The 26,965-nt window shown below is 64.3% G+C and carries 23 protein-coding genes; 14 read left to right on the top strand and 9 right to left on the bottom strand.

The window, feature by feature from the left end; genetic code table 11:
* Nucleotides 1-10 precede the first annotated feature (10 nt).
* The 3 genes from AC6H34_RS21770 to AC6H34_RS21780 all read right to left on the bottom strand — a co-directional run bounded on the left by AC6H34_RS21770 (nt 11) and on the right by AC6H34_RS21780 (nt 2,882).
* Nucleotides 11-922 (bottom strand): homocysteine S-methyltransferase family protein, encoded by a 912-nt coding sequence (locus tag AC6H34_RS21770; RefSeq protein ID WP_497540188.1) that lies wholly within the window; start codon nt 920-922, stop codon nt 11-13.
* Nucleotides 923-1,101: 179 nt separating this feature from the next.
* Nucleotides 1,102-2,142, bottom strand: coding sequence for an aldo/keto reductase (locus AC6H34_RS21775; RefSeq protein ID WP_497540189.1), 1,041 nt, complete (start codon nt 2,140-2,142; stop codon nt 1,102-1,104).
* A gap of 11 nt (nt 2,143-2,153) precedes the next feature.
* Entirely contained in the window at nt 2,154-2,882 is a 729-nt protein-coding gene (locus AC6H34_RS21780) for a GntR family transcriptional regulator (protein ID WP_448147048.1), read from the bottom strand.
* 58 nt (nt 2,883-2,940) lie between these two features.
* Between AC6H34_RS21780 and AC6H34_RS21785 the strand changes: the two genes are divergently transcribed.
* Nucleotides 2,941-4,470 (top strand): UxaA family hydrolase, encoded by a 1,530-nt coding sequence (locus AC6H34_RS21785; protein WP_448151262.1) that lies wholly within the window; start codon nt 2,941-2,943, stop codon nt 4,468-4,470.
* Nucleotides 4,471-4,611: 141 nt separating this feature from the next.
* On the opposite strand, the gene AC6H34_RS21790 is transcribed toward AC6H34_RS21785, so the two are convergent.
* Nucleotides 4,612-5,832: a TCR/Tet family MFS transporter gene (locus AC6H34_RS21790; protein WP_497540190.1), complete on the bottom strand. Its 1,221-nt coding sequence runs from the start codon at nt 5,830-5,832 to the stop codon at nt 4,612-4,614.
* A gap of 210 nt (nt 5,833-6,042) precedes the next feature.
* Between AC6H34_RS21790 and AC6H34_RS21795 the strand changes: the two genes are divergently transcribed.
* From AC6H34_RS21795 to AC6H34_RS21815, 5 genes are all read left to right on the top strand, one after another.
* The gene (locus AC6H34_RS21795) at nt 6,043-7,317 is read left to right on the top strand and encodes a 3-phosphoshikimate 1-carboxyvinyltransferase (RefSeq protein WP_497540191.1); all 1,275 of its coding nucleotides are present in this window, start codon (nt 6,043-6,045) and stop codon (nt 7,315-7,317) included.
* A 24-nt stretch (nt 7,318-7,341) separates the two neighbouring features.
* Nucleotides 7,342-8,832 carry a cryptochrome/photolyase family protein gene (locus AC6H34_RS21800; protein WP_497540192.1) on the top strand — a complete coding sequence of 497 codons (1,491 nt, stop codon included), beginning with the start codon at nt 7,342-7,344 and terminating at the stop codon, nt 8,830-8,832.
* A 73-nt stretch (nt 8,833-8,905) separates the two neighbouring features.
* Nucleotides 8,906-9,331 carry a DUF3592 domain-containing protein gene (locus tag AC6H34_RS21805; protein ID WP_497540193.1) on the top strand — a complete coding sequence of 142 codons (426 nt, stop codon included), beginning with the start codon at nt 8,906-8,908 and terminating at the stop codon, nt 9,329-9,331.
* A gap of 119 nt (nt 9,332-9,450) precedes the next feature.
* Nucleotides 9,451-10,848 (top strand): amidase, encoded by a 1,398-nt coding sequence (locus tag AC6H34_RS21810; protein ID WP_497540194.1) that lies wholly within the window; start codon nt 9,451-9,453, stop codon nt 10,846-10,848.
* Between the two features lie 35 nt (nt 10,849-10,883).
* Nucleotides 10,884-12,053, top strand: a complete 1,170-nt coding sequence (locus tag AC6H34_RS21815) for a CaiB/BaiF CoA transferase family protein (RefSeq protein WP_497540195.1) — start codon at nt 10,884-10,886, stop codon at nt 12,051-12,053.
* Between the two features lie 153 nt (nt 12,054-12,206).
* Here AC6H34_RS21815 and AC6H34_RS21820 read toward each other — a convergent pair whose 3' ends face one another.
* Both AC6H34_RS21820 and wrbA read right to left on the bottom strand, forming a co-directional pair.
* Entirely contained in the window at nt 12,207-12,620 is a 414-nt protein-coding gene (locus AC6H34_RS21820) for a DoxX family protein (RefSeq protein ID WP_448147055.1), read from the bottom strand.
* A 48-nt stretch (nt 12,621-12,668) separates the two neighbouring features.
* On the bottom strand, nt 12,669-13,298 hold the full coding sequence (wrbA, locus tag AC6H34_RS21825) for an NAD(P)H:quinone oxidoreductase (RefSeq protein ID WP_497540196.1): 630 nt from the start codon (nt 13,296-13,298) through the stop codon (nt 12,669-12,671).
* A gap of 187 nt (nt 13,299-13,485) precedes the next feature.
* Between wrbA and AC6H34_RS21830 the strand changes: the two genes are divergently transcribed.
* The gene (locus tag AC6H34_RS21830; RefSeq protein ID WP_497540197.1) at nt 13,486-14,388 is read left to right on the top strand and encodes a LysR family transcriptional regulator; all 903 of its coding nucleotides are present in this window, start codon (nt 13,486-13,488) and stop codon (nt 14,386-14,388) included.
* 117 nt (nt 14,389-14,505) lie between these two features.
* Here AC6H34_RS21830 and AC6H34_RS21835 read toward each other — a convergent pair whose 3' ends face one another.
* The 3 genes from AC6H34_RS21835 to AC6H34_RS21845 form a co-directional block, all read right to left on the bottom strand.
* The gene (locus tag AC6H34_RS21835) at nt 14,506-15,324 is read right to left on the bottom strand and encodes a DeoR/GlpR family DNA-binding transcription regulator (protein WP_448147058.1); all 819 of its coding nucleotides are present in this window, start codon (nt 15,322-15,324) and stop codon (nt 14,506-14,508) included.
* A gap of 232 nt (nt 15,325-15,556) precedes the next feature.
* Nucleotides 15,557-16,603: a hypothetical protein gene (locus AC6H34_RS21840; protein WP_448151263.1), complete on the bottom strand. Its 1,047-nt coding sequence runs from the start codon at nt 16,601-16,603 to the stop codon at nt 15,557-15,559.
* A 309-nt stretch (nt 16,604-16,912) separates the two neighbouring features.
* Complete coding sequence (locus AC6H34_RS21845; protein ID WP_497540198.1) at nt 16,913-18,418, bottom strand: FGGY-family carbohydrate kinase; 1,506 nt, start codon at nt 18,416-18,418, stop codon at nt 16,913-16,915.
* A gap of 434 nt (nt 18,419-18,852) precedes the next feature.
* Between AC6H34_RS21845 and AC6H34_RS21850 the strand changes: the two genes are divergently transcribed.
* From AC6H34_RS21850 to AC6H34_RS21880, 7 genes are all read left to right on the top strand, one after another.
* Nucleotides 18,853-20,232, top strand: coding sequence for an ABC transporter substrate-binding protein (locus AC6H34_RS21850; RefSeq protein WP_497540199.1), 1,380 nt, complete (start codon nt 18,853-18,855; stop codon nt 20,230-20,232).
* Nucleotides 20,233-20,305: 73 nt separating this feature from the next.
* The gene (locus AC6H34_RS21855) at nt 20,306-21,226 is read left to right on the top strand and encodes a carbohydrate ABC transporter permease (protein ID WP_448147061.1); all 921 of its coding nucleotides are present in this window, start codon (nt 20,306-20,308) and stop codon (nt 21,224-21,226) included.
* Entirely contained in the window at nt 21,223-22,074 is an 852-nt protein-coding gene (locus AC6H34_RS21860) for a carbohydrate ABC transporter permease (RefSeq protein ID WP_497540200.1), read from the top strand. The genes AC6H34_RS21855 and AC6H34_RS21860 overlap by 4 nt, the downstream gene beginning before the upstream one ends.
* 12 nt (nt 22,075-22,086) lie before the next feature.
* A complete protein-coding gene (locus tag AC6H34_RS21865) occupies nt 22,087-23,085 on the top strand; it encodes a zinc-dependent alcohol dehydrogenase family protein (protein ID WP_497540201.1) in 999 nt (332 codons plus the stop codon).
* A gap of 1 nt (nt 23,086) precedes the next feature.
* Entirely contained in the window at nt 23,087-24,856 is a 1,770-nt protein-coding gene (locus AC6H34_RS21870; RefSeq protein WP_497540202.1) for a glycerol-3-phosphate dehydrogenase/oxidase, read from the top strand.
* Nucleotides 24,853-25,863: a hypothetical protein gene (locus tag AC6H34_RS21875; protein ID WP_497540203.1), complete on the top strand. Its 1,011-nt coding sequence runs from the start codon at nt 24,853-24,855 to the stop codon at nt 25,861-25,863. The genes AC6H34_RS21870 and AC6H34_RS21875 overlap by 4 nt, the downstream gene beginning before the upstream one ends.
* Nucleotides 25,864-25,873: 10 nt before the next feature.
* Entirely contained in the window at nt 25,874-26,956 is a 1,083-nt protein-coding gene (locus AC6H34_RS21880; protein ID WP_497540204.1) for an ABC transporter ATP-binding protein, read from the top strand.
* Nucleotides 26,957-26,965 lie beyond the last annotated feature (9 nt).

Below are 26,965 nucleotides of genomic sequence, written 5' to 3' on the forward strand. Positions count from 1 at the left end.
GAGACGGGCTTCACGCCTGGCTCCGAAGCACCTTCGCCAGGTGGTTGATATGGGCCGCGCCAATGCCGCAGCATCCGCCGATCATGTTGGCGCCTGCGGCGACCCATTCGCAGGCGAAGCGGCTGTAGGTGACGGCGGTAAGATCGGCGCGCGTGTCGTGCAGGCTCTCGTTGGCCGCCGCTTCTTCCTGCTGCTGTTCGAAGGCATTGGCGTAAACGCCGATATCGAGGGCAGCGCCGCTTCGGCCGATCTCGTCCCTGGCCACGCGTATCGCGGGCTCCATGACTTCCGGCTCGCTGCAATTGAACAACAGGGCGCCGGCGCCCGACGCTGCCGCCCAGGCAGCCGCGTCCCTCACGGGTTCGCCGGACCGTAACTGCGGTTCGCTACCCGCCGAAGGGCCGTCAGCGAGTGTGAAGGAGATCCACAACGGCTTGCCCGTCGCGGCGATGGCCTGCCTGGCAGCCTCCGCCTCCGCGATCAGGCTAAGGGTCTCGCCGAGCCAGACATCGACGAAAGGGGAAAGTTCACGCACGAGGACCGACAGGTAGTCCTGCACCCGGCCGGGATCGAAACGGGCCGGCTCGTAGGAACCGAAGATGGGTGGCAGGGAGCCGGCCACCACTATGCTGCGATCCCCATGCGCATCGGCGGCCTCGCGGGCCAGTTGCCCCGCAAGCGCTATCAGACGGGCACCGTCCCGCCGGAACCGATCCTCGCCGATGTGGAACGGCACCAGCGCATAGGAATTGGTCGTGATGACGTCGGCGCCCGCCTCGATGAACTCGTCATGCACCTGCCGCACCAGGGCGGGCGTCTCCATGAGTGCGGCTGCAGACCACTCCGGTTGGCGCAGGGGCGCCCCAAGCCTGAGAAGCTCCCGGCTCATGCCGCCATCGAGTACCCTGATACGCTTGTCCATCGCCTGCTCGCAATCATTGGAGGAGGCGCATCCCTAACATGGGCGAATGACGGAATTGAACCACCTTTTGCCGGGCGGAGGGCGGCTTCGTCCGCCGCCGGGAAACTTTGCGATTTTGCCGCGTGCGCCAAAACCCGCAGGGGTGCCGATAGTCCCTGCAGGCACCCGAGGGCGGCGCCTTATTTCGGCGCCGGAGCATCTTCGCGCAGCAGGCCCTCCGCCTTCAGATCGGACCATAGTGCGGCGGGTATCTTCGCGCCCATGATCTCTGCGTTGCGCGTCACCTCCTGCGGTGCCTGCCCGCCGGGGATGACCGACACGACCTGGGGATGCCCGAGCGGGAACTTCAGCGCGGCCTCTACGAGCTTGACGCCGTGGGATGCGCAGACCCTTTCGATCCGGGCCACCCGGTCGAGGATCGCCGGCGGGGCGGGATCGTAGTTGTAGTGGGCACCGGGCCGGGGGCCGGTGGCAAGGATGCCGGAATTGTAGGGGCCGCCCAGCACCACGCCGATCTTCTTCTCAGCGCAATAGGGCAGGAAGCTCGTCAGTGCTTCCTGCTCCAGAAGCGTATAGCGTCCGGCGAGGAGGAAGAGGTCGAAATCGCCGGCGCGGGCCAGCGTTTCGGCGACCTGCCATTCGTTGATGCCGGCACCGATCGCCTTGACGGTGCCTTCCTCGCGGAGCTTGACCAGCGCATGGTAGCCCCCATCCATCAATTCCTTGATGCGGCGGTCCGACGCCTCCTTCGAACCATGCGTGAAGATGTCGACGTCGTGGGCGAAGAGGACGTCGATGGTGTCGATGCCCAGCCGTTCCAGCGAGAATTCCACCGATCGCATCACGCCGTCATAGGAATAATCGTAGACTTCCTGGCGCGAGGGCGTGTTGAAGAACTTGCCGATGCCTGTGCGCCGCTCCGGCGGAACCACCTTGAGCAGGCGGCCGATCTTGGTGGAAAGCACATAGTCCTCGCGCTTCAGGCGACGCAGCAGGGGGTTGAGGCGGGTCTCGGCGAGGCCGAGGCCATAGAGCGGCGCGGTATCGAAATAGCGGATGCCCGCATCCCAGGCGGCGTTGACGGTGAGGGCGGCGATGTCCTCGTCCAAGGCACGATAGAGATTGCCGAGCGGGGCCGTCCCGAAGCCAAGCTCGGTGAAACGGATGACCGCACCGGAGCGGCTGACATGGGAACGGACGCCGAAATTGCTCTGGGACATTGAATTCTCGCTTACAGGTCTTCGAATAGGGCAGGGTTCTCGGCGGCGAAGGCCACCAATTCGGTGATGACGAAATCGAGGTGTTCTTCCATGGCACGGCTGGCCGCATCCGCATCGCCGGCCGCGATGGATGCGACGATCTTTTCATGGTCGATGACGGTGAGATCGTGATGGCGCGGGGATGACAGCAGGCGCCTTACACGGTCAAGGCTGGCCCGCGCCGCCTCCACGGCGGCCTTCACGCGGCCATAGCCGAGCGCGTCGAGGAGGGTGAGGTGGAATTCGAGATCGAGCAGGTGAAATCCCCGCCGGTCTCCGGCGTCGGCCGCAGCCCGCTGATAGCGAAGGTTGCGTTCCAGATCCTGCAACAGCGTGCCTGCGTCGCCCGCGGCAGAACGGCCAGCCAGCGTCCGCACCGCCTGGGCCTCCAGGGCGCTTCGGATGAACATGCTCTGGCGCACGTCGGCGAGCCGGATGCGCGAGACACGGGTGCCGCGCTGTGGCAGGATCTCCACCAGCCCTTCACCCTGCAGGCGGGCGAGGGCCTCCGAAACGGGAAAGCGGGAAACGCCGAGCCGTTCGCAGATCTCCAGCTTGTCGATATCGGCCCCCGGTGCGAGTTCGAAGCCGATGATTGCCTCGCGCAGGATGGATTGTACGCGCTCCGTCGTGCCGCCACGGCTGCTCAGGCCCAGCGGTTCGAGAAAGTCATAAGAAGCTTTGACGGCCGCATCTGACATGCTAACATGTTAGCAATTGATCCCGCGCTTGACCAGCGCCTTTTTCCTGGATTTCGCCATGCAGATCGTTCCCAAGACCGCCCGGACCCTCCGCCTGAACAGCAAAGACAACGTTATCGTTGCCGTTGATGTGATCGAACCGGGCATGGAAGTCGACGGCGTCGCGGCGCTGCAGCGTGTGCCGAAGGGCCACAAGATTGCAGTTGTTCCGGTCGCCGAGGGTGAGCCGATCGTCAAGTTCGGGCAGATCATCGGCTTCGCCTCCCAGGCCATCGTGCCCGGCAGTCATGTCCATTCGCACAATTGCGAGTTCCATGCCTTCGACCGTGACTACGCCTTTGCGCAGGACGCGAGGGAAGAAGCGATCCTGCCGGTTTCCGAGCAGGCGACCTTCCAGGGCTTTCGCCGCCCCAACGGCAAGGCCGGAACGCGTAACTACGTCGCCATTCTCACCAGCGTGAACTGCTCGGCTTCCGTGGCCCGCTTCATGGCCGACGCGTTCAATCAGTCCGGCATTCTCAAGGATTATCCGAACATCGACGGCGTGGTGCCCTTCGTGCACGGCACGGGCTGCGGCATGGCCGACAAGGGGGAGGGCTTCGAGATCATGAAGCGCACCCAATGGGGCTACGCTTCCAATCCCAACATCGCCGCCGTGCTGCTGGTCGGCCTGGGCTGCGAGGTCTTCCAGATCGGTCGCATGAAACAGGAATATGGCATCGTCGAGGGCGATCATTTCCAGACCATGACGATCCAGGACACCGGCGGCACGCGCAAGACCATCGAGCAGGGCATGGAGCGTATCAAGGCCATGCTGCCGCTGGCCGACCAGGCCAAGCGCGAGACGATTCCGGCCTCGGAACTCGTGCTGGCCCTGCAGTGCGGAGGCTCGGACGGCTATTCGGGCATTACCGCCAATCCGGCGCTGGGCGCCGCCGCCGATATCCTCGTGCATCAGGGCGGCACGGCCATCCTGTCCGAGACGCCGGAGATCTATGGCGCCGAGCACCTGCTGACCCGCCGCGCCGCCAGCCGCGAAGTCGGCGAGAAGCTGGTCGAGCGTATCAAGTGGTGGGAGAACTATACCGCCAAGAACAACGGCTCGATGGACAACAATCCCTCGCCGGGCAACAAGGCAGGCGGCCTCACCACCATCCTGGAAAAGTCGCTGGGGGCTGCAGCCAAGGGCGGCACCACCACGCTGACCGCCGTCTACGAATATGCGGAGCCGGTGAAGGACAAGGGCTTCGTCTTCATGGACACGCCCGGCTACGATCCCGTCTCGGCCACCGGCCAGGTGGCTGGCGGCGCCAATGTGCTTTGCTTCACCACCGGTCGCGGCTCGGCCTATGGCTGCAAGCCGACGCCCTCGATCAAGCTGGCCACCAATTCCGACATCTACCGCCGCATGACCGACGACATGGACATCAATTGCGGCGACGTGCTCGATGGCGTGTCGATCGAGGAGAAAGGCAAGGAGATCTTCGCCAAGATCCTTGCGGTTGCCTCCGGCGAGCACTCCAAGTCTGAAGAGCTGGGTTACGGCTCGAACGAGTTCGTGCCCTGGCAGGTGGGAGCCACGATGTGACCGGCAGCGCTGGTTCCGGAAGCTGAGAGAGACGCATTAAGGCCCGGCAATGACGGAACTCGTCGGCCGGGCCTTTCTTCGACAAGGCGCCGGGCATTGGCATCGAACGGGCCACGCCAGAGGAAGGCCGGCGCTCCCGGTCTAGGCCAACCTTCTTCTCGGTACGCCGACGAACATCCATAGCGCGACCACCGAGAGGATCGCGGTCAGGAAGAAGGGTGCGCCCGGTAGTTCCATCAGGGCGCCTGGCCCCGCGAACATGCCGAAGAGCTGCGTGCCCAGGAACGGGCTCACGATCGCGGAGATACCCATCAGGCTGGAAATCGCACCCTGCAGTTCGCCTTGCGCATCTTCTTCCACCTCGTGCGTCATCATCGCGTTGATGGCAGGCATTGCGATGCCCTGCAGCGCACCGACGACCAACAGCGCATAGATCATCCAGCCATGGGTCGCGAGGCCATAGCCCACTGCGATGACGCATTCCACGGTGAGGCTGATCACCGCCGCCATCCGTTCCCCGAAGCGTGCGATGAACGGCCCGACCAGCCCGCCCTGGACGATGGCGGTGATCACGCCGAAAGCCGTGAGCGACAGGCCGACTTCCAGTTCGCTCCATTGATAGCGATAGATGGTGTAGTAGGCCCATATCGCCGGATAGACGTTCGTCGCGAGGAACTGCAGGAACAGGACGGCCCCGAGGCCCAGAAGCAGCGGATGTCGACGAAAAGCCACCAGCGCACCGAGCGGATTGGCCCGCTTGAGGGTGAAGGGCCTGCGCCTGCCCGGGGACAGCGTCTCAGGCAAAACGAAGTAGCCGTAGATGACGTTGGCGATCGAAAGCCCGGCGGCCATGAAGAAGGGCGCGCGATCGCCGAAATGGGAGAGCAATCCGCCCAGTGCCGGGCCGATGGTGAAGCCGATGCCGAAGGCGGCACCCACCATGCCGAAGGCCTTGGCACGGTTCTCGCGGGTGGTGATATCGGCGATGAAGGCGTTGGCCGTGCTGTAGGAGGCGCCGCAGATGCCGGCGATCAGGCGGCCGAGGAAGAGCCAGGCGATCGTCGGCGCGAAGGCCGTGAGAAGGTAGTCGACGCCGAGGCCGGCCACCGAGGCCAGCAGCACGGGCCGGCGGCCATAGGCGTCCGAGAGGTTGCCGATGATCGGGCCGAACAGGAATTGCATCGCCGAATAGGCCACGAAAAGCCAGCCTCCGATGACGGAAGCGTGGGCGATGTCGACATGCGCGACGTCCTCGATCAGGCGCGGCAGCACGGGAATGATGATGCCAAGGCCGATCATGTCGATGAGAACCGTGATCAGCACAAAGGTAAGCGCGTGCGGGCTGGTCTTCGAAGCGGTCATAGCCATGTCTTCCGGGCGCAGTCGTTGAAGGCGGATCTTCTACCGTCCCGCTGCAGGCGCTTGCAACCAAGGGGCCGGTGGAGGGAAGCGATGCTTCGGGCTTGGCGCAGCGTCGCAACAATCGTAGATAGGCGCGCGACGATGGCCCTAGGGGCGTAGGCACTTCCCCGGCGAACCGGTTCGCCGGGCATGGACATGAGGAACAGGACGATGGCGGCGCAAGCAAGCGGAGAGCGGACGACGGTGCTTCCGCCGGATCACCCCCTGATGGGAAGAGTGGTCCCGCCGGGCTCGAAGTCGATCACCAACCGAGCCCTGCTGGTGGCGGCCCTTGCCAAGGGGACGAGCCATCTCACCGGGGCACTCAAGAGCGACGACACCCGCTATATGGCGCTGGCCCTGCAGGCGATGGGCGTGAGCATAGAGGAGCCCGATGCCACGAGCTTCACCGTTGCGGGCAGCGGGCACCTCCGCAAGCCCGAAGGGCCGCTCTTCCTGGGCAATGCCGGCACGGCCACCCGCTTCCTGACGGCCGCTGCCGCGCTCGTGGAAGGGGATGTCGTCGTGGACGGCGACCAGCATATGCGCAAGCGGCCGATCGCGCCGCTGGTTTCGGCCTTGAAGTCCCTCGGCGTCGAGGCGGACGCGCCGACGGGATGCCCGCCAGTGACGGTACATGGCAGGGGGCGCTTCGGTGCCAATCGGGTGGAGATCGATGCCGGTCTTTCCAGCCAGTATGTCTCAGCGCTCCTAATGGCGGCTGCCTGCGGCGACGAGCCCATCGACATTGCCCTCACGGGCCAGGAGATCGGGGCCCGCGGCTACATCGACCTGACGCTCGCCACAATGCGTGCGTTCGGGGCCGAGATCGAGCGGCCGGATGCCGCCACCTGGCGCGTGGCACCCACCGGCTATCGCGCCACCGACTATCTCATCGAGCCCGATGCGTCGGCCGCTACCTATTTGTGGGCCGCCGAAGTGCTCACGGGGGGGGCGATCGATCTTGGCGTGCCGGCGTCCGACTTCACCCAGCCAGACGCCAAGGCCTATCAACTGATCTCGGCCTTCCCGCATCTTCCGCCCGTCATCGACGGTTCCCAGATGCAGGACGCGGTGCCGACGCTCGCCGTCCTCGCGGCGTTCAACGAGACACCCGTGCGCTTCACCGGGATCGCCAATCTTCGAGTGAAGGAATGCGATCGCATCGCCGCGCTCGCGGACGGCCTCATCCGCATCAGGCCGGACCTGGCTCGGGAGGAAGGCGACGATCTCGTCATCGCCTCCGATCCCGGCCTTGCCGGGCAGACACTGCCGGCTTCGATCGATTCCTATGCCGATCACCGTATCGCCATGAGCTTCGCATTGGCGGGGCTGAAGATCCACGGCATCACCATCCAGGATCCCTCCTGCGTCGCCAAGACCTATCCGGGCTACTGGAACGCATTGGCATCTCTCGGTGTTCAGCTGGAGGAGCGGACCGCGTAAGGCAAGTTCGGGAAGGGGGCGGGGATGACGAAGCCTGGTTCACCTGCGCCCTTCATCATGTGGTTTCGCAATGATTTGCGCCTGAGTGATAATCCGGCGCTTCATGCCGCCGCCGCTGGCGGAGCTCCACTCATCTGCCTTTACGTTCACGAGAAGGATGAGGAAGGCCTGCGCCCGCCGCAGGGTGCGTCGCTGTGGTGGCTGCACGGGTCCCTCGCGAACCTGAACCGTTCGCTGGCAGCAGAAGGCGGGCGCCTGCATGTCCTCGCGGGCGATGCCGGTGAAATCCTGGACGCGCTGGTGGAGGCTTCCAGTGCGTGCGGCGTTCACTGGAATCGCCGCTATGATCCGTCCGGACGGGAGATCGATGCCCGGATCAAGGCGCGATTGCGTGACAAGGGTATCGCGGTCGAGAGCTTCAATGGCTCCCTGCTGCACGAGCCCTGGAAGGTGACGACACGAGCGGGCTCCCCCTTCCAGGTCTTCACGCCCTACTGGAAGGAGGCGCTTCGACGAGGCGATCCACCGATGTCCTTGCCGGCCCCGACGCGAATGAGCTTCGCCGACGTTCCAAGGGCGGTGGCGAAGCGCTTCGCCTACCGTTTCGAACTGGATGCCGATCCGCAGAAGCCGGATTGGGCGGCCTCCATGCGCGGCCTGTGGAAGCGGAGCGAGGAAGGTGCGCACGAACGGCTTCACGCCTTTCTCGACGAGGATCTGAAGGGCTATGCCGACAATCGCGACCGGCTCGACCGGCAGTCCACCTCGCGCCTGTCACCGTTCCTGCGCTTCGGCAATGTCTCGATCCGCCAGGTCTGGCACGCTCTCGCGGCGAGAGAACACGCTGGTTCGCTCAAGACGGCGGGCCGCGACATCGAAAAGTTCAAGTCCGAGCTCGGCTGGCGCGAATTCTCCTACTCGCTGCTCTATCACTATCCGAGCCTCCATCGCGACAATATCCACCCATCCTTCGACGGCATGCCCTGGCGACAGGACAAGGCAGCGCTCGAGGCGTGGCGGCACGGGCGTACGGGCTACCCCGTGGTGGATGCCGCCATGCGCGAATTGTGGGCGACAGGTAGCATGCACAATCGCGCCCGGATGATCGTGGGTTCCTTCCTGGTCAAGCACCTGCTGGTCGACTGGCGCGAGGGCGAGTCCTGGTTCTGGGATACACTCGTCGATGCGGACCCCGCGAACAATCCGGCGAGCTGGCAGTGGATTGCCGGCACGGGGGCCGATGCCGCGCCCTATTTTCGCATTCTCAATCCCGTGCTCCAGGGCAAGAAGTTCGATCCCGACGGCGCCTATGTGAAGCGCTGGCTGCCTGAACTGGAGAGGCTGCCCGCCGCCGCCGTTCACCATCCGTGGACGGCGGGAGCCGCGGTGCTCGATGGAGCCGGCATTCGGCTGGGCGATGACTATCCCAGGCCGATCGTTGATCATGATACCGCGCGCAGGCGTGCTCTCGCGAGCTGGAAAGCCATGCGCGGTCGAGATAAAGAAGAAATTTAAGAGAGATATTTCATATGGTTGAGAGAATTACCTTATCTATTTTCAGCTTTTCGGCTCCTCGGAGGAACTGCCAATGAGCACTGCAAGGCGGGTCGGTGGCCCGGCTGCCCTTGTCATCGTCGGCAGGGTTTTCATGATCCTGGGGCTGATGGCCCTGGCGCTTGGAGTCTATTTCGGCGGCAATGAGCTTCGCGGCCGCCATACCGCTACCGCGCCGGGCAAGATCGTCACCGTGGGAAGCCTGCCCGCCATCGAGTTCACGATGGCCGACGGCAGCATCATTCGTTTCACCAACTCGGTCCGCAGTTCCTCCTGGCATGTCGGCGATGAGGTCAGCGTCGCATACGATCCCGCGAACCCCTCCGATGCCGTGGTCGATGACCTAGTCGGGCGCTGGTTCTCCGCGGCATTGGCCGGCCTGCTCGGGGCGGTCTTCCTGCTGCTCGGCGTGGTGCTGACGGTGTTTGGCAGAAGGGCGCGCCGGGCCGGCAGGGCGTGAGTATCCGTCGCCTCGACGCCGGCGCAGCCACAAGGGCGGGACGCCATCGGCGGTGCCGGCCTCTACCGTCGCCTGCGCCTTCCCGCTAGGTTGCTGCAAATTGAGTCTGGGAGACGAGTATGGCGCAACCTGAAACTGCGGCGGGCCTGTCGGACGCTGTCCGGCGGGGCGAGGCTTCGGCATTGGCGGCGGTCGAGGCATGTCTCGCGCGCAGCGCGGTGGTCCAGCCAAGGCTCAACTGCTTCACGGAAATCTATGCCGAGGAGGCGCGCGCGGAGGCGACGCGCATCGACGCGCTGTCGGCGGCCGCGCGCGAACGTCTTCCCCTATGCGGCGTACCCATCGGCATCAAGGACTTCACCCCGCTGGCAGGCAAGCGCACCACCTTCGGCTCTAAGGTGCATCGAGACCATATCCCGGAGCACGACCCGGTCATCGTCCGCCGACTGAAGTCGGCCGGTGCCATCATCCTGGCCCATACCACTACGCCGGAATTCGCTTATTCCGGTTCAACCCACAGCCCGCTCTGGGGCATCACCCGCAACCCCTGGGACCCGGCTTGCACCCCGGGGGGCTCCTCGGGCGGTTCGGGCGCGGCGGTGGCGACCGGCAGCGTCCTGCTTGCCGAGGGCACGGATATGGGCGGGTCCATCCGCATACCGGCCTCGCTCTGTGGTGTCGTGGGGCTGAAGCCGAGCTTCGGCCGCATCCCGATGGACATCCTGCGCACGCAATATGAGACGCTTGCCCATTTCGGCCCGCTGGCTCGCAGCGTCGAAGATGCTGCGCTGTTCCTTTCCGCCTGCGAAGGCCCGGATGATGTAGATGCCCTCTCGCTGCCGGCGTTGCCGCCGGTCTTTCCGATAGCCGAAGCGCCCAGGAAGCCGAGGCTTGCGGTTTCGCTCGACCTCGACATGCATGTCGTGTCGGACGAGGTCGCCGGCCTCTTTCATGCGCTGGTCGCGGATATCGAAAGGGCGGGGGCGGAGGTCAGCTGGGTGCGCACGCCGTTTTCCGTGCAGGCTGCCAAGGATTGGTATGACCTCTGGGCCTATTGCTTCGCCGGTGATGTCGGGCACCTGCTCGATTCCCATCGGAGGGACCTCGACCCGGGCGTGGTCCAGCTGATCGAGAGGGGCCGCCGTCTCGACGCCGTAAGTCTGAGGGCCATCGAGCATCGCCGTACCGCGCTTTGGCGTTCCTTCGCGCCGTTGCTGCGGGAGTATGACGCGCTTCTCTGTCCCACCACGGCGGTGACGGCGCCGCCTGCCGATCCCCGTCTCCAGCAGGGCGACAAGATCCTCGCGGACGGCCGTTACAAGTCGGTCGACATGACCGGCCACTTCAACCTCACCAGCGCCTGCCCGGTGTTGTCTCTGCCCATGGGACTTGCCGGCAACGGCATGCCGGCGGGCGTGCAGATCGTCGGTCGCCGCCACGACGACCGTGGTGTGCTGGCGCTTGGACGGTGGATCGAGACCCTCAGGCCGCCGCGGTTTCCGCCTCTGCCGGCCTGATCCCCTTTGAACTCGAAAGATGTATAGATCAACCGATGTGGACTCCCTTTTCCGATCTTCCGGCTGACGTGCCGCCCAAACCCCTGCGCGGTATCCGCGTACTCGAGCTTGCCCGGATCCTGGCCGGTCCCTGGGCGGGGCAACTCCTGGCCGATCTCGGTGCGGAGGTGATCAAGGTGGAGCGTCCCGGGCAGGGGGACGATACCCGGACCTGGGGGCCTCCCTTCATCATGGGGAGCGGCGGGGAGAATCTGGGGGCCGCCTATTTCCATTCCTGCAATCGGGGCAAGCGCTCCATCGCTCTCAACTTCGAGACGGCGGAGGGTGCGGACAAGGTGCGCGACCTGGTGCACGAGGCCGATGTCGTGCTGGAGAACTTCAAGGTCGGCGGCCTGAAGAAATACGGGCTCGACCATGAGAGCCTGAGGGCAGTCAATCCGCGTCTCATCACCTGCTCGATAACCGGCTTCGGCCAGGACGGCCCCTATGCGAGCCGGGCGGGCTATGACTTCATGATCCAGGGCATGGGCGGCATCATGGATCTCACCGGCGACCCGAAGGGCGAACCGCAGAAGATCGGTGTTGCCTTTGCCGATATATTTACCGGTGTCTACGCCGTGGTCGGGGTCCAGGCGGCGCTGCGCCGACGGGAACTCACGGGGGAGGGCGGCCATGTCGACATGGCGCTGTTCGACGTCCAGCTTGCCGTGCTGGCCAACCAGGCCATGAACTATCTTGCCTCGGGCAAGAGCCCCACGCGCATGGGGAACGCTCATCCCAACATCGTGCCCTACCAGGTGTTCCCCGCGAAGGACGGGCATTTGATCATTGCGTGCGGCAACGACAGCCAGTTCGTGAAGCTCTGTGCGGTGCTCAACATTCCCGACATCGCACGCCATCCCGACTATCTGACCAACAAGGACAGGGTATGCAACCGCGACGCGCTGGCGGTGCTGATCGGGGGGCTGACGGCGCTTCGGACGCGGGATGACCTCCTGGCAGCGCTCGAAGGCGTGGGCGTGCCCGCCGGTCCCATCAATTCGGTGGCCGACGCCCTGCACGATCCCCAGGCCGTGCATCGCGGCATGGTCGTCCAGTTGCCGCATCCGGGCGTGAAGGATGGCTTCATCCCTTCGGTGCGCACGCCCATCCTGATCGACGGCGAGCCGATGGTGGCCTTGCAGGCAAGCCCTGACCTGGGATGAAACCTTGTTGGCCGGTTTTCCGTCCGGCTCTCGGAAACCACCATACCAAAGAGAACAGCCGGACCTTTCGGTCCGGCTGTCCTTCCTTTGCGATAGAAGCGGTGTCCGGGAGCGGGTCGCCAATCGGCGGTTCCGGCATGGAACACCAGCGATTTATGCCGTCGCCAGACCCTTCTTGCGAGCGAGGCTGGCGTCGAGGCTCAAGCTGCCAGCGCCGAAGGCAAGAACCTGGAGGAGGCCGCCGGTCATGGCGATGTTCTTGAAGAAGTGGATGAACATGTTCTGATCGGCGAGGTTCGAGTGGAAGAATACGGCGGTCGCCAGCGTGAACACAGCCATGATCAGCGCGACGAGGCGGGTCTGGTAGCCAACCACGAGCAGGATGCCGCCGATCAGTTCGACGACGACCGCAATGGCGACGCCGAGATAGGGCAGGGGCAGGCCGGCGGAGGCGATGTAGCCGGCCGTGGCCGCGGGAGCAGTCAGCTTGCTGAAGCCGCTGAGGATGTAGATCGCGGCGATCAGGATACGACCGATGAGTGGCAGGTAGCGGGTATCGGCGGACATGGCAGTCCTCCTTGGTGAGGGCCGGCCCCTCGGGGCACGGCGCTGGCCTCAGGCCTTGGTTTCGGTGATGTGGGCAGTCTTGAGCGCGTGGGCGACGAAGGCGACGCGACGGCCTTGGAAATTCGCGACCTCGAGGTCATCGGCGGTCGGAGGAGCGGGCGGGTTGCCGGAGACGGCCGAGGCGCCATAGGGCGTGCCGCTCTTGAACATCGCCGGATCGGCATAGCCGAGCGGCACGATGATCAGGCCGAGATGGGCGAGCGGATTGTAGAGGGAGATCAGGGTCGATTCGTTGCCGCCATGCGGCGTCGAGGACGAGCCGAATACCGAGCCGGCCTTGCCGTTGAGCTTGCCCTGGAACCACAGGCCGCCGAGCGAGTCGATATAGGCCTTGAGTTCGGCGGCGACGGCGCCGAAGCGGGTGGGGGTGCCGAAGATGATGGCGTCGGCCCATTCGGCGTCGGCCTCGGTCGGTGCCTCGTATTTGGCGTTGAGGGCGGCAGCCTGTTCGGCCCAGCCGGGGGCCTGGGCCATTACGTCGGCGCTGACGAATTCGCGGGCACGGCGCAGGCGAACCTCGGCACCGCTGGAGCGGGCACCTTCGGCCACGGCATTGGCGAGAGCTTCCGTCACGCCCGAACGCGAATAGAAGACGATGAGAACCTTGGGCTGAGACATGGGGGATTCCTTGATTTCAGTCGGTACGCTGGGTGCTGTTCCGGGCGATTTCCTGCCGAGCAGGCGATCGAGGATGGCGGCAATGAGCATGTGAAGAGGACCTGAACGAACTTGGATCGTGTAATGCCCGAGATTGATCTTCGAGAAAATATGGATAATCTCGACTATTAGGTTCGAGAAAGTTGATATGTCAGATCCCAAGCCGACCCTTGACCAGCTCCAGGTTTTCCTCGCCATCGTTGAGACAGGCAGTTTTGCGGGCGCCGCCAAGCGCCTGGGGCGGGCGACTTCGGTGATCAGCTACACGATCGCCAATCTGGAAGCCCAACTCGAACTGGAGTTGTTCGACCGCGATACAACTCGAAAGCCGCAACTGACCGAGGCAGGCAAGGCGATCCTCGCCGAGGCGCGCGTGGTGGCTCATGGCATGGGCGGCCTTATCGCCAAGGCCAAGGGCCTTATGTCGGGCCTTGAGGCCGAGGTGACGCTGACGGTCGACGTCATGCTGCCGCCCTGCAGCCTCGTGCAGGCTCTCGATGCCTTCCAGGCGGAGTTTCCCACGGTGGCGTTTCGCCTGCATGTGGAAGCGCTGGGCGCCGTAACGCAGCATGTCCTGGAGGGCATCGCCGATATCGGTGTCAGCGGGCCTCTGGAGCACACGGCAGTTGGCATCGTGCGAAAGCCCATCGGCTCCGTGCGCCTCGTTCCCGTGGCCGGACCCAATCATCCGCTCGCCAATATGTCGGCTGAAGAAGCCGACGCCAGGGTGCATGATCACATCCAGCTCGTGCTCACCGACAGGTCGCCCCTGACGGAGGGCCGGGATTATCAGGTGATCAGCGCCAAGACCTGGCGGCTTGCCGATCTCGGTGCGAAGTACCTGTTGCTCAAGGCCGGGATCGGATGGGGCAGCATGCCCGAAGAGATGGTGCGGGACGATGTCGAGGCTGGCCGGCTCGTGCGGCTGGCGATCACGGCCTGGGACAATGCGATCTACCGCCTGCAGGCCATACACCGCGCCGAAGCCCCGCCGGGTCCGGCCGCGAGCTGGCTGCTCGGGAAGCTCAAGGAGACGCTAGAGGCGAGGTGAGTGTCCAAGGCACTTGCTTCGTCCGGCAGACATGCCGAGCAGGGAGCGTTCTCCAGCGGCCATCGCATATGCGGGCGGCAGGAAGGCGGTCTCGGATTGCCACTCCCGTCGTGCGCCCTACGCCCCTGCCTTCACCGGTACTACCGTCACCTTGACGCCGTAGGCATGCAGGGATTCCAACTGCTCGGGGCTGATCCCGTCATCCGTGATGAGTTCGTCGATCGCGGAGAGCTCGCAGAAGGTGCAGAAGGAAGGGGCCGAAAACTTGGAACTGTCGACTACCACGATAGTCCGACGGGATGACTGGATCATCTTGCGCTTCATGGAAGCGATCTCCAGCATGGCGTCGGTGAGGATATTGCCGGTCACAGCGTAGGCGCCGGTGACGCAGACATCGGCATGCACCGTGCTGAAGAAGCTCTCCCCGGGCTCTCCCCAGAGCGAACGCCAGCCACCGGGCCTGAGAGTGCCGCCGGGCATGATGACACGCCAGCTCGCGACGTCGGAACTGATCTGGGCGATGTCCAGGCTGTTTGTCACCACGGTGAGCGACAGGTCCCGCAGGGCCGTGGCGCGCACCACCTCCATGACGGTGGAACTCGCTTCGAAGATCACGCTTTCGCGGTTGCTGATGCGCAGGGCCGCCTCGGCACCGATGGCGATCTTCTGGGCCCGCTGGAAATGCGCGTTGATCTGGGACTCCCGTTCGAACGTCGCCTGTAGCGGCGGCACCAGCAATGCTCCGCCATGGGTGCGTTCGAGGTAGCCGCCTTCCATCAGGTGCTCGAGATCGCGGCGGATGGTGGACTGCGAGCCGCCGATGGCATCGGCGAGTTCCTGGATGGAGGCCGCACCGTTCACGCGAAGATGCTCAAGGATCATCGCGCGCCGCTTGGCGGGAATGATCTCGACGCGCTTGGTGGCGGGGGCTTCCATTCAGGCGAACTCCTGTAGCGTCCCTGGATAAATCCAGCTTTACCGACCTTTCCAAGGCTCTAGCAGATCCAGGCGCACCGGGCGACGGCATTTGAAGTGTCGGTCAAGACCTGCCCACAATGTTGCAAAAGCCATCAAACTTTCATGCCGTCCCGCCTTGCTCTCCGGATAGACAAAAGGCGGACCACGAGGATCCGCCTTTCTCGATCGTTCAGGCAAGGCCCGATGGCGATCAGGCGGCTTTCTTCAGCGCGGCCGACTGGAGCACCGTCTCGGTGATCTGACGGTCATCCTCAAGGCTGAGCTTGCTCTTGAGACCGCTCTTGGCGAGTTCTCCGTGATAGGCCTTCACCGCCTCTTCCGGTGCGATGTTGCCGCTGGCGACTTCGCGCATCAGCACCAGCAGCGCCAGCGGGTCTTCGGCCAGGTTGATCTTGCGGCCGAACAGGGCGACACGGGCGCCGTACTTTTCAGACTGGCTCAGCAGTTCGAAGGTATCGCGCGTGGTGCCGGCACCGCCGCCGAGAACGCCGACCACGAGGGCCGGGTCAAAGCTGGCAAGTTCCTCCAGCGCCTTGGGGCCATTGTAGACGATCTTGAGGAACTGCGGTCGGTCGGCCTTGGTCACGCCTGCCAGGCAGCGCAGGATTGAGTCGTTGATGTACTCGCCGATCGCTTCCCGGTCGAGCCCGCAATCCACGTTCGGATTGAAGACCTCGAAGAAGTACTTGAAGTTGTTCTCGGCGGCTTCCTCGCGGAAGGCGGCGAACGCATCGAGCGCCGCGTAGTCGTGGTCGAGATCGTTCATGAACGTCACCGAATAGAGGCCGAGATCGGTGAGGGCGATCGGCGCCCCGATCGCAGGCTGGTTGGTGCCGTACATCACGCGGGAGACGTTCGCCGTGCGAAAATGGCGCGAGGGGTGCTTGGTATAGGCTTGATGGCGCACGCCGCCCCAGCAGTCGGTGGTGTCGTTGGCGCGAATGGCGGGCTTCACCAGCGAGTTGCGGAAAACGCCGCGCTCATGCAGGGCTTCCAGGTTGGAAGCGGAAACGAGCATGATATCGACGATGTCCTGCTCGACGATGGCCTGAATCTGGTCCAGGAACTCGGCGCGCGTACGGCGACGGCCCGTGCCGCCGTCGGCGCTACGCTCGAAGCCCGTACCGGTGATGCCCGAGCCCATATCCGCGTCCTTCGCGTCGGCGATGATGAAGTCGGAAGGCTTGTAGTTGCCGGCGCGGATGGTGCGCAGTTTCTGGTCGAGGCGGGTGTCGATCGGGGTCATGGCGGGTCGCTCCTTGGGCTGCCGGGCTGTCGTCGCATCTTGGGGGCGACGATTCAAGTTCGTTTCAATGGCACTCATATACTATCAAAAGATGTCAAACCAGCGCAAAGTGGCGTTGTCGATCGAATTTGACCGAAGAGTCGAGAGGGTCGGCTTCCGTGGTGGCCAAAGCGCCGGCATCACGCGTCATTCCGCGCGAGGCGGAGGGATGGGCATGGCCCGGGAAGCTCCCTTCATAGGCGGCGAACGGATATGGGCTCGGCCTGCTTGCTGCTGGTCGGAGCGAGCCGTATGCCGCCCTCATATCCTGCTCCACGCCGGCTCCAAGCATTCGCGCAGGACGAGATAGGAGCGATAGCGCTTTTCCATCAGCGCAACCTTGCCGGGGTCCGGTTCGATGCGTTCCCTCACATGCGTCATGCCGGCGACGCCGCTCTCGAGATCCGGATAAAGGCCGGCCGAGACCGCCGCGATGATGGCCGCGCCCAGGGCGCCGAGTTCCTTAGCGGTGCCGAGTTCGATCGGCATGTCGAGCGTCGCCGCAAAGATGTCGAGCCAGGGCCGGCTGCGGGCGGCGCCCCCTGCAAAACGCGCCGCCGTCGGCCGGGGGCGGCCGGCGAGAAGCCTCTCGATATTCTGGCGGTGCTCCAGCGCCACTCCCTCAAACACCGCGCGGATCATGTGCGGCAAGCCGTGCCAGCCGGAAAGCCCGATGAAGCTGCCGCGCGCGGCGGGAATATCAAGCAGACCGTTCAGGTAGGGCAGGAAGTAGACCGGCGGATCGCTATCTCTGGCGTCGGCCAGCTTCTCGTTGCACCAGGCATAGACGCTGGAATGGTCGCCTGCGCCGATGGCGGGGGCGACAATGGTGTCGACAAACCATTCGAAGGTGCTGGCGGAGGTCGCGCCCCCGTCGACAAGCACATATTTGCCCGGTGTGGCGCCGACCATCGCCGCGAGGATCGATCCGTCGGTCGGCGCGCTGTCGGCGATGAGCTGGTTGAGCCCCCAGGTACCCGAAACGACATGCAGGTGGCTCTCGTCGACGATGCCGAGCGCCGTCGCCATGGCGAGGTTGTCGGCAAATCCGGCTGAGACCGGTGTACCCGCCATCAGGCCCGTCGCCTCGGCAGCTTCCGGCGTGACAGTGCCGGCGATTGCAAGGGATTCCAGGGGATCGCCGAACAGGCGCGCGTGATGGCCCAGACCGACATGCTCGATTACCGCTGGGGTCCAGCGCCTGGCGGCATGATCGAAGAGGCTGCCCGAGGACATGTCCGTGATTTCCAGCGCCAGCCGTCCGGTCAGCCGCAAGCGAAGAAAGTCCTTGCACATCAGCAGATGCTGCGCCCTGTCGAGAACCGGCGCCTCGTTTTCCTCCAGCCATTGTATGAGGGGCAGCGGCTTGCCGGCCCAGATCTTCTGGTTGGTCATTTCCAGGTGCCGGGGTTCGAGCCCCTGCCTGCACCAGCGCTCGGTTATGGAGGCGGCTCGCTGATCGGAGGAGAGGATGCCGTTCCGCACCGGCGTGCCTTTCCCGTCGACGAGATAGAGACCGTTGCCATAGCCCGTGAGACCAACGACGGCGATTTCGCCGGAGAGGATGCCGGCCACCTCGATCGCCTTGCGGGTCACCCGGCAGACGGCGGTCCACATCAACTCGGGATCACGCTCGTTGTGGCCGGGGGCGGGACGGATGGGGGAAAGGGTCTCGCCGGCCACGGCGCACTCCCGGCCCGCAATGTCGTAGATCGCCGCCTTGACGGCCGTTCCTCCGGCGTCGAGGGCAAGGATGTATTCCGCCACCAGGACCTCCCTGCGGGGCTTGTCGCCGCCCCGTGATTGCTTGCCTTCAGCTTGCCACGGCCAGAGGCCGAACGCAAAGTCATTTGCTTTCGGTATCGAAAGTTTGCGGTTCGTGGTGTGCCTGGGTTGCGATCCGGCGGGCGGCGGTCACCGCAGGGCCTCAGCAATAATATGTTCGGAGATCGGCCTTGATGCGGTCTTTGTTACAAGATCGGTAGCCTCGACGTGTGGTCGGGCGCATGTCTCCTGAAGACATCAGAAAACCGATCGGATGCTTAACTTTCAATTTGACAACCATTTTTCTTGTGAAATAGAAATTAACGCAAGCGACTATGGCAAGTGCGGAGCTTTCGTTCTCCATCCTCGGGGAGGGGCTGTCGGCTGCCGAGATCGCGAAAAAACAGCCGCAAACGGCAATCAACAGGAGGGAACATATGCTTTTCGCAGGGAGCACGCGCCGTGGGGCGCTCGCGTCGATTCTGGGCGCCGGCGTTGCGCTTGGCATGCTGGCGACGGGCGCCGGTGCTGAGGGCTTCAACTGGCGCCAGAAGGAAGGCACCACCATCAATATCGGCTTCTCCGCCCATTCCATGTCGGACGCGCTGATTTCGATGCTGCCGGATTTCGAGAAGCAGACCGGCATCAAGGTCAACTATGAGGTGGCGCCGGAGAATGATTTCCGCGTCAAGCTCAATGCGCAGCTGGCCGCCGGTGACGGCTCCGTGGACATCTTCATGACGGGCCCCTCCACCAACTGGGAATATTCGGCCGGAAAGTGGATCGAGGATCTGCAGCCCTACGTCGACAATCCCAAACTGACGGCGCCGGACTGGGACTTCGCGGACTTCTTTACCAATGCAGTCAATGTCAACCGCTGGACTGGCGAGGAGTTCGGCGGTCTCGGCAAGGGGCCTCTCTATGCCATTCCAATGAACGAGGAAGGCTACTCGCTGGCCTATCGCAAGGACGTGCTGGCCAAGGCCGGGGTGAAGGTGCCGGAGACGGTCGACGATCTCGTCGCCGCAGCCACCAAGCTCAACGGTTTCGAGATGGACGGCAAGAAGCTGAGCGGGTTCGTGGCGCGCGGGCAGGAATTCTGGCCGACCCTGATTACCGGCTATGGCAGCGTGCTTGCCGCCTATGGCGCGAAGGACATCAATGCCGACGGCACTTCGGCGGCCGACAGTCCGGCGTCGATCGAGGCCACGACGAAATGGGTGGCGCTGCTGAAGAACGGCCCCTCGGACATCGCCTCCTATGGCTGGGAACAGGCGCAGGCCGATTTCGCCGCCGGCAATGCGGTCTTCCTGCTCGATGCCGACCACATGGCCGAAGTGTTCGAAAATCCCCAGAAGAGTCAGGTCGTCGGCAAGGTCGGCTACGCCCTGGCGCCTTCCGGGCCGGCGGGGCGCGGGTCCGGCATCTGGCTGTGGTCCCTCGGCATGAACGCCTTTTCCAAGAACAAGGAGGCCGCCTGGCTCTTCATAGAATGGGCTTCCTCGAAGGAAATCATGGGCAAGACCGTGCCGTTTGGAAACATCAACCCGACGCGCAAGTCCGTTGCCAACGGTTCCGAGATGACGAAGTTCGTCGCCAATTGGGGCGACTACAACAAGGTCTGGACCGAGAACCTCGATAAATATGCTTCCTGGCGCTGGAATCCTTCCACCAGCTTCTCCGAAGCCGGCAATCGCTGGGCGCTGGCCGCACAGGAGGCCTTCGCCCTCGGCAAGGATCCGGCCGAGACGCTGAAGGCGGCGGCGACCGATATCGATGCCGTGATGGAGCGCGTGAGAGCAAACGCAAAGAAGTGAAAGAGTCCCGGAGGCTCGGACGGAAACGTCCGCGCCTCCAGCCACGGCGTATCCTGCGTGAACCGGAGCAGCCATGTCCGATCAGGCTCTCGACAATCCTGTTCCGATCGCCCGCCCGCCTGGCGGGCGTCGCGATGGCAGGCTTCTCTCGCTGCTCTTCGTGCTGCCGGGCATCCTCCTGATGGTCGGCATTCTCTGGCCGTTCCTTCAGGGCGTGCACTGGGCCTTCAGCGATTTCCAGCTCACGCGGCCCGACATCATTCGTTTCAATGGCGGCGCCAATATCCTCGCCGTCTTCACGCCCGGGACGCCGGAATTCGGTGCGCTGTTGGTGACGCTGCGCTTTGCGGTCACCTGCGTAGTCCTTGAAACGGTGCTGGGCTTCTCGGTGGCGCTCCTGCTCAACTGGCCCGCCCGCTGGACCAAGGTGTTCCGGGTGATCGTGGTGATACCCATGCTGGTGCCGCCCATCGCCGCGACCATCATGTGGCGGGTGATGCTGGTCGAAAGAGGAGTCGTGAACTATTCGCTCACCCAAATCGGTCTCGAGCCGGTCAACTGGTTCGGCTCGCCCACCATGGCCTTTTGGGCGGTGGTGCTGATCGATGCCTGGATCTTCACGCCCTTCGCCATTCTCATCCTGCTGGCCGGGCTGCAGTCCATTCCAAGGGAGATCGTCGAGGCGGCCACCGTCGACGGTGCCGGCTTCTGGACCAAGCTCAGGCGCATCTACATTCCAATGAGCGCGCCGTTTCTCATCCTCGTCGTGCTGTTTCGCGGCATCGACAGCCTCAAGATGTTCGACGTGATCTGGTCATCCACCAAGGGCGGCCCCGTGGGCGTGACCAAGAACCTGCATGTCTTCGGTTACGAGCAGGGCATCACCTATCTGAACTTCGGCCGCTCGATGGCGACGCTCTTCGTGCTCTGGGCTCTGTGCTATGGCCTGTCGATGCTGCTGCTGCGCCTTCGCCGGAAGGAGGGGGTGGCATGAACGGGAACGATATCCGCATCGTCAACTGGCGGCAGCGCTGGCGCGGGGCAGGGGTGTTCGCCGGTCTCGCCGTCTATTCGCTGTTCGCCCTCTCGCCGATCCTGTGGATCGTGCTGATGTCCTTCAAGCAGGGCAACGACATCATCGCATACCCGCCGAAGTTCATCGACTTCACGCCGACGCTGGAGAACTACCGGGCGATCTTCGCCCTTCCGGATTTCCTCGGACCGTTCTGGAACACGCTCAAGGTCACGGTCGGAGCGGTGGCGGTGAGCCTCTGCATCGGCCTGCCGGCCGCCTATGCGATCGCGAAGATGCGCCTGCCGCTCCGCGAGCATATCGCCTTCTCGTTCGTGAGCCTGCGCTTCGCGCCGGAACTGTTCGTCATCCTGCCGCTTTTCGTGCTCTACCGCTCGCTCGGGCTGAACAACACGACGCTGGGCCTGATCGTCGCCTACCAGCTCATCACCTTTCCGCTGATCGTCTGGCTGATGCGCTCCTTCTACGAGGAGGTGCCCAAGGAGATCGAGGAGGCCGTGGAAGTCGACGGCGGCTCCGTCTTCACCAAATTCCGTATCGCGACGCGCATGTCGATGACAGGCATCCTGGCAAGCGCTGTGCTCGCCTTCGTCTTTGCCTGGAACACCTATGCGCTGCCTCTCGTTCTGGCGGGCAAGGATACCCAGGTCATCACCGGCGCGATCCTGGGCTTCATGAAATTCGCGGACATCCAATGGGGCAGGATGGCGGCCGGTACGATCATCGCCATCCTGCCGAGCTTGGTCTTCACCTCCGCGCTGGTGGGACGGATGGTCGACGGCATGACGGCCGGCGCCGTCAAGGGTTGAAGGGAGACGACAATGAAGGCACTGGTATTCAAGGCGATCGGTGAGGCCGTGATCGAGGAGATTCCCGATCCGCGGCCAGGCCCCAACGATGTCGTAGTCAGGGTCGCCGCCACCGGAATCTGCCATACCGACCTCGATATCCTGCACGGGCGATACCTCGCCTCCTATCCCGTCGTGCCCGGCCACGAGATCGCCGGTACCGTCGTGGACAAGGGCAGGGCGGTCGGGGGCGTCGAGATCGGGGCTCGTATCGCGGTCGATCCCCTGATCGTCTGCGGCCAATGCGCGGCCTGCCGGGCTGGCCGCCCGAGCCTGTGTGAAGACCTCAAGGCCTATGGAGCCACGTCGAATGGCGGCTTTGCCTCCTTTCTATCGCTCGATGCCGGCAATGTTCACGACATCGGTGATCTGCCCTTTCACGTCGCTGCCCTGGCGGAGCCCTTCGCCTGCGTGATGCACGGCATCGACCGTGCCCGCGTCAAACCGGGCATGAAGGCGCTGATCTTTGGAGCGGGGCCGATCGGCCTCATGATGATGATGGCGCTGGGCGCTCGTGGCCTGGTCGACATCACCGTCGCCGATATCGAGGAGACGCGGCTGGAGCGAGCCAAGTCGCTGGGCGCCGATGCCGTCGTGCAGGCGAAGGGACTGGAGCTAGGTGACCTCCCCGGCAGGTTCGACGTGGTGGTGGATTGCACAGGCGTTCCCGGCGTATGCGAGCGCATGCCTTCCTTTGCGCGAGATGGCGCGACCCTCCTGTTCTTCGGCGTATGCCCGCCCGGCGCGAAGGCCGGCTTCGCACCCTTCGAGATCTTCCGGCGCGAGCTGACGCTGGTTGGCAGCCATTCCCTCTCCAACAACATTCCCGATGCCGTCGCCGTGCTCAAGCGCCTGGGGAGCCGGGCGGCTGCGCTTGTGTCGCATCGCCTGCCGCTGGAGGCGGTGGCGGAGCAACTACGCTCCCCGGTCAAGGGAGGCACGATGAAGGTTCAGTTCGAGGCCGGGGCTTGAGATGGCCGATTCCGGCGTGACCCCGGCCATGAACGCCCCCCTCCTTCCAGCCCGGGCCGAAAGCCTTGCCCGGGCCAAGGCGCTCGGCGATATCGACGTGCTCATCATCGGTGGGGGCATAAACGGCTGCGGCACCTTTCGCGATCTCGCCCTTCAGGGAGTGCCCGCCCTGCTGATCGACAAGGTGGACTTCGGCGCCGGCGCCTCGATGGCTTCCTCGCGCATGGCCCATGGCGGGCTGCGCTATCTCGAAAACGGTGAATTCCGCCTAACCGCCGAGGCGACGCGCGAACGTAATCTGCTGCTGGCGAATGCCCCTCACATGGTGGCGCCGCTGCCGATCGCCATTCCCTTCTTCTCCTACTTCGCCGGCCTCTTCACCGCCGCCAGACGCTCGCTGGGCATGAAGGCATCGTTGAGGGAGCGCGGCTTCGTGATGGCCGAGATCGGCCTGTTTATCTATGACTGGTTCGGCCGCTTCAATCGGGCCACCCCGTTGCACGCCAAGATGGGGCGAGGGAAGGCGCATCGGGTTTTCCCTGCTTTGCACGCGGCGATACGGGCGGTTTCGACCTATCACGATGCCGTGATCCGGGCGCCCGAGCGCATCGCCGTGGAACTGGTCTCAGATGGCCTGGCGGCCTGTCCGGCGAGCCTCGCGCTCAACCATTGCACGGTCGAATCCGGCCAGGACGACTTTATCGTTCTCAAGGATCTGGTCGGCGGCGAGCGTTTTGCCGTCCGGCCCAAACTTGTTCTGAACGCCGGCGGGGCGTGGATCGACAGTGTGAATGCGGCCATGGGCGGCGGAAAGCCGCTGATCGGCGGGACCAGGGGGTCCCATCTCGTCATCGACAACGCAGGTCTCCTGAAGGCTCTGGCCGGGCACGGCATGATCTTCGATGACGGCAAGGGGCGCGTCTGCGTGCTCTATCCCATGGCGGGAAAGGTTTTGCTCGGCTCAACCGACATACCCGTCGCCAATCCTGAAGAAGCAGTCTGCACCGATGAAGAGGAGGACTATCTCCTCGCTTCCCTGCGCATCATCTTCCCCACGATCGACCTTGGCCGCGAGCACGTCGTCTACCGCTTCTGCGGCGTGCGACCCCTGCCGAAATCCGATGCGGCGACACCCGGAGCCGTCAGCCGCGACCACTCCTTGCCGGCTTTCGAGCCGGCACCGGGGCGTCCCTTCCCGATACTTTCGCTGGTCGGCGGAAAATGGACGACATTCCGCGCCTTTGCCGAGCAGGTGACCGACGAGGTGCTCAGGCGGCTCGGAGCTACGCGAAGGGCTGACACCAGGAATATCGCGATTGGTGGCGGCCGAGGCTTTCCCCGTACGCAGGACGGTCTGGAAAGCCTCATCGCCAGCCTATCGCAGGAGGCGACCATCTCTATCGAACGGGCACGGGAGCTGGTCCAGCGCTACGGCACCGGAGCCGCAGGCGTGGTCTCCTTCCAGCGCCAGGGATCGGATCGCGACCTGCCTGGCGGCGCGCCCTATAGCGAACGCGAGATCCGTCGCCTCATCCAGGCCGAGATGGCGGCCACTCTCGACGACATCGTCTTCCGCCGCACGACACTGGCCATGGACGGATTGCTGACCCGCCCCGCGTTGGAGCGCATTGCCGATATTCTCGCCGAGGAGACGGGATTGTCTCCGCAGGCCCGCGGGATGGCGATCGACGAACTCGCCCGTCGCCTGACCACCGTCAATGCCGTCCCCGACCTCTTCTCTGCCCCTTCTCAAGCCAGGATCGCCCTATGACCGCTACCCGCCTCGACCAGAAGCTCGCCAACATCAAGGCCGATCCGAGCGGCGCCAAGGATTTCATCATCTGCGATGCCAAGGACAGCGACATGGGCTTCGGCCTCGCTCACGCGGGACCCGTCCATGATGCGGAAGGCAGGCCGACCGGCCGCCTGAAAGGCCGGATCGAATTCCTCGAGCAGATCCGCGAGATCGTGAAGCAGGACATCGTCGACCTCATGCTGCTCAGCGTCTCGAACCTGCATCGCCTGGCCGTGCAGGAGCGCCTGTTCGAGGGCAGCGCAATGGGCACGGCCATCCGCGCCAACGACACAACCGATGTCTGGGCGGTGCGCCATACCGCCTATCGCAATACGCCGGCCTTGCCGTTCCGCACGGCCGAGCTGCGCCATGCCCTGCCTGGCAGGAACGGCGAGAGGGGAGCCGACATCGGTCTTTATGCCGTGACCTTCAACAACGACGTGGAGGCGGACCGCCAGGCCCTGCAGGCGTTCAAGGATTTCCGCCGCGAATGTGAGGACCTGGGATTTTCTTACTTCCTGGAGGTCTTCAATCCAAACGCGCCGAAGGACCTTTCGCCTGAAGCGATGCCGTTCTTCGTGAACGATTGCATCATCCGTTGCCTGGCCGCGGTTCCTGATCACGTCAGGCCGAAATTCCTCAAGGTCGTCTACAATGGGCCGAAGGCGATGGAGGAATTGGCGGGCTATGATCCCGGCCTCGTCGTGGGGGTGCTCGGCGGTTCCTCGGGCACGACTCATGACTGCTTGAAGCTGCTTCACGATGCGCGCAAATACGGTGCCCGCGTGGCCCTGTTCGGCCGCAAGATCAATCTTGCCGAGGATCCGCTCGGCATCATCGTGCAGATGCGCAGGGTCGCCGATGGCGCCATCACGCCGGAGGAGGGGGTGAAGGCCTATCACGCCGGCCTGGCGAAGCGGGGCTTGAAACCGTTCCGTCCGTTGGACGATGATCTGGCGATCACCGACCCGGTCCTGCAATGAGGAAGTTCGGATGACCGCCCTTTCGCTCGAGAACGTCAAGAAATCCTATGCCGGGCACCAGGTGCTTCACGGCATCGACCTCAAGATCGATGCCGGTGAATTCGTGGTGTTCGTCGGCCCGTCCGGCTGCGGCAAGTCAACTTTGCTCCGCATGATCGCGGGGCTGGAGGAGATCTCCTCCGGTGTCCTTCGCTTCGACGACAGGGTGATGAACAATCTCACGCCCAATGAGCGGGGCATCGCCATGGTGTTCCAGTCCTATGCGCTCTATCCGCATATGACGGTGCGCGCCAACATGGCCTTCGGCCTCAAGCTGGCGAAGGTCGCAGGCGCCGAGATCGAGAAGCGCGTCAACGCTGCGGGGGAGATGCTGCAACTCACGCCCTACCTGGAACGTCTGCCCCGGCAGCTCTCCGGCGGCCAGCGCCAGCGCGTCGCCATCGGCCGTGCCATCGTACGGGACCCGAAGGTCTTCCTGTTCGACGAGCCCTTGTCCAATCTGGATGCATCGCTGCGTGTCGCTACGCGCATCGAGATAGCCAAGCTGCACGAGCGCATGCCCCAAACGACGATGATCTACGTCACGCATGACCAGGTGGAGGCGATGACGCTCGCCGATCGCATCGTCGTGCTGAATGCCGGACGGGTGGAGCAAGCGGGTACTCCGATGGAGCTGTACACCAGTCCCGCAAACCTCTTCGTCGCCCGCTTCATCGGTTCGCCGGCCATGAACATCCTGCCCTGTGCGATCGACGGTTCGGGCGTGGTGACCTTGGCTGGGGGCGGCGAGGTCACGGACGTGCGCTATCAGGCAAGCGGCGCCGGACATCTGGGCATGCGGCCCGAGGATATGATGTTCACCGAGAGCGACCCTTTGGTGAGCGGTACGATCGACCTGGTCGAGCAATTGGGCGAGGTGCAGCTTGTCTACATCACCACCGCGACAGGCGAGGCGATCATCGCCAAGGCCGGGCGCGATGCCAGGCTGGAGAAGGGCAGCCAGGTGGGGCTGACGGTGGCGAGCAAGCACCTGCATGTGTTCGACGGCGCCGGCAAGGCAGTGGCCAGGGCGCCGGACCGCGTGGCTGCCTGAAGGGGCCAG

The sequence above is a fragment of the Labrys sp. ALF-8 genome, assembly GCF_059699065.1.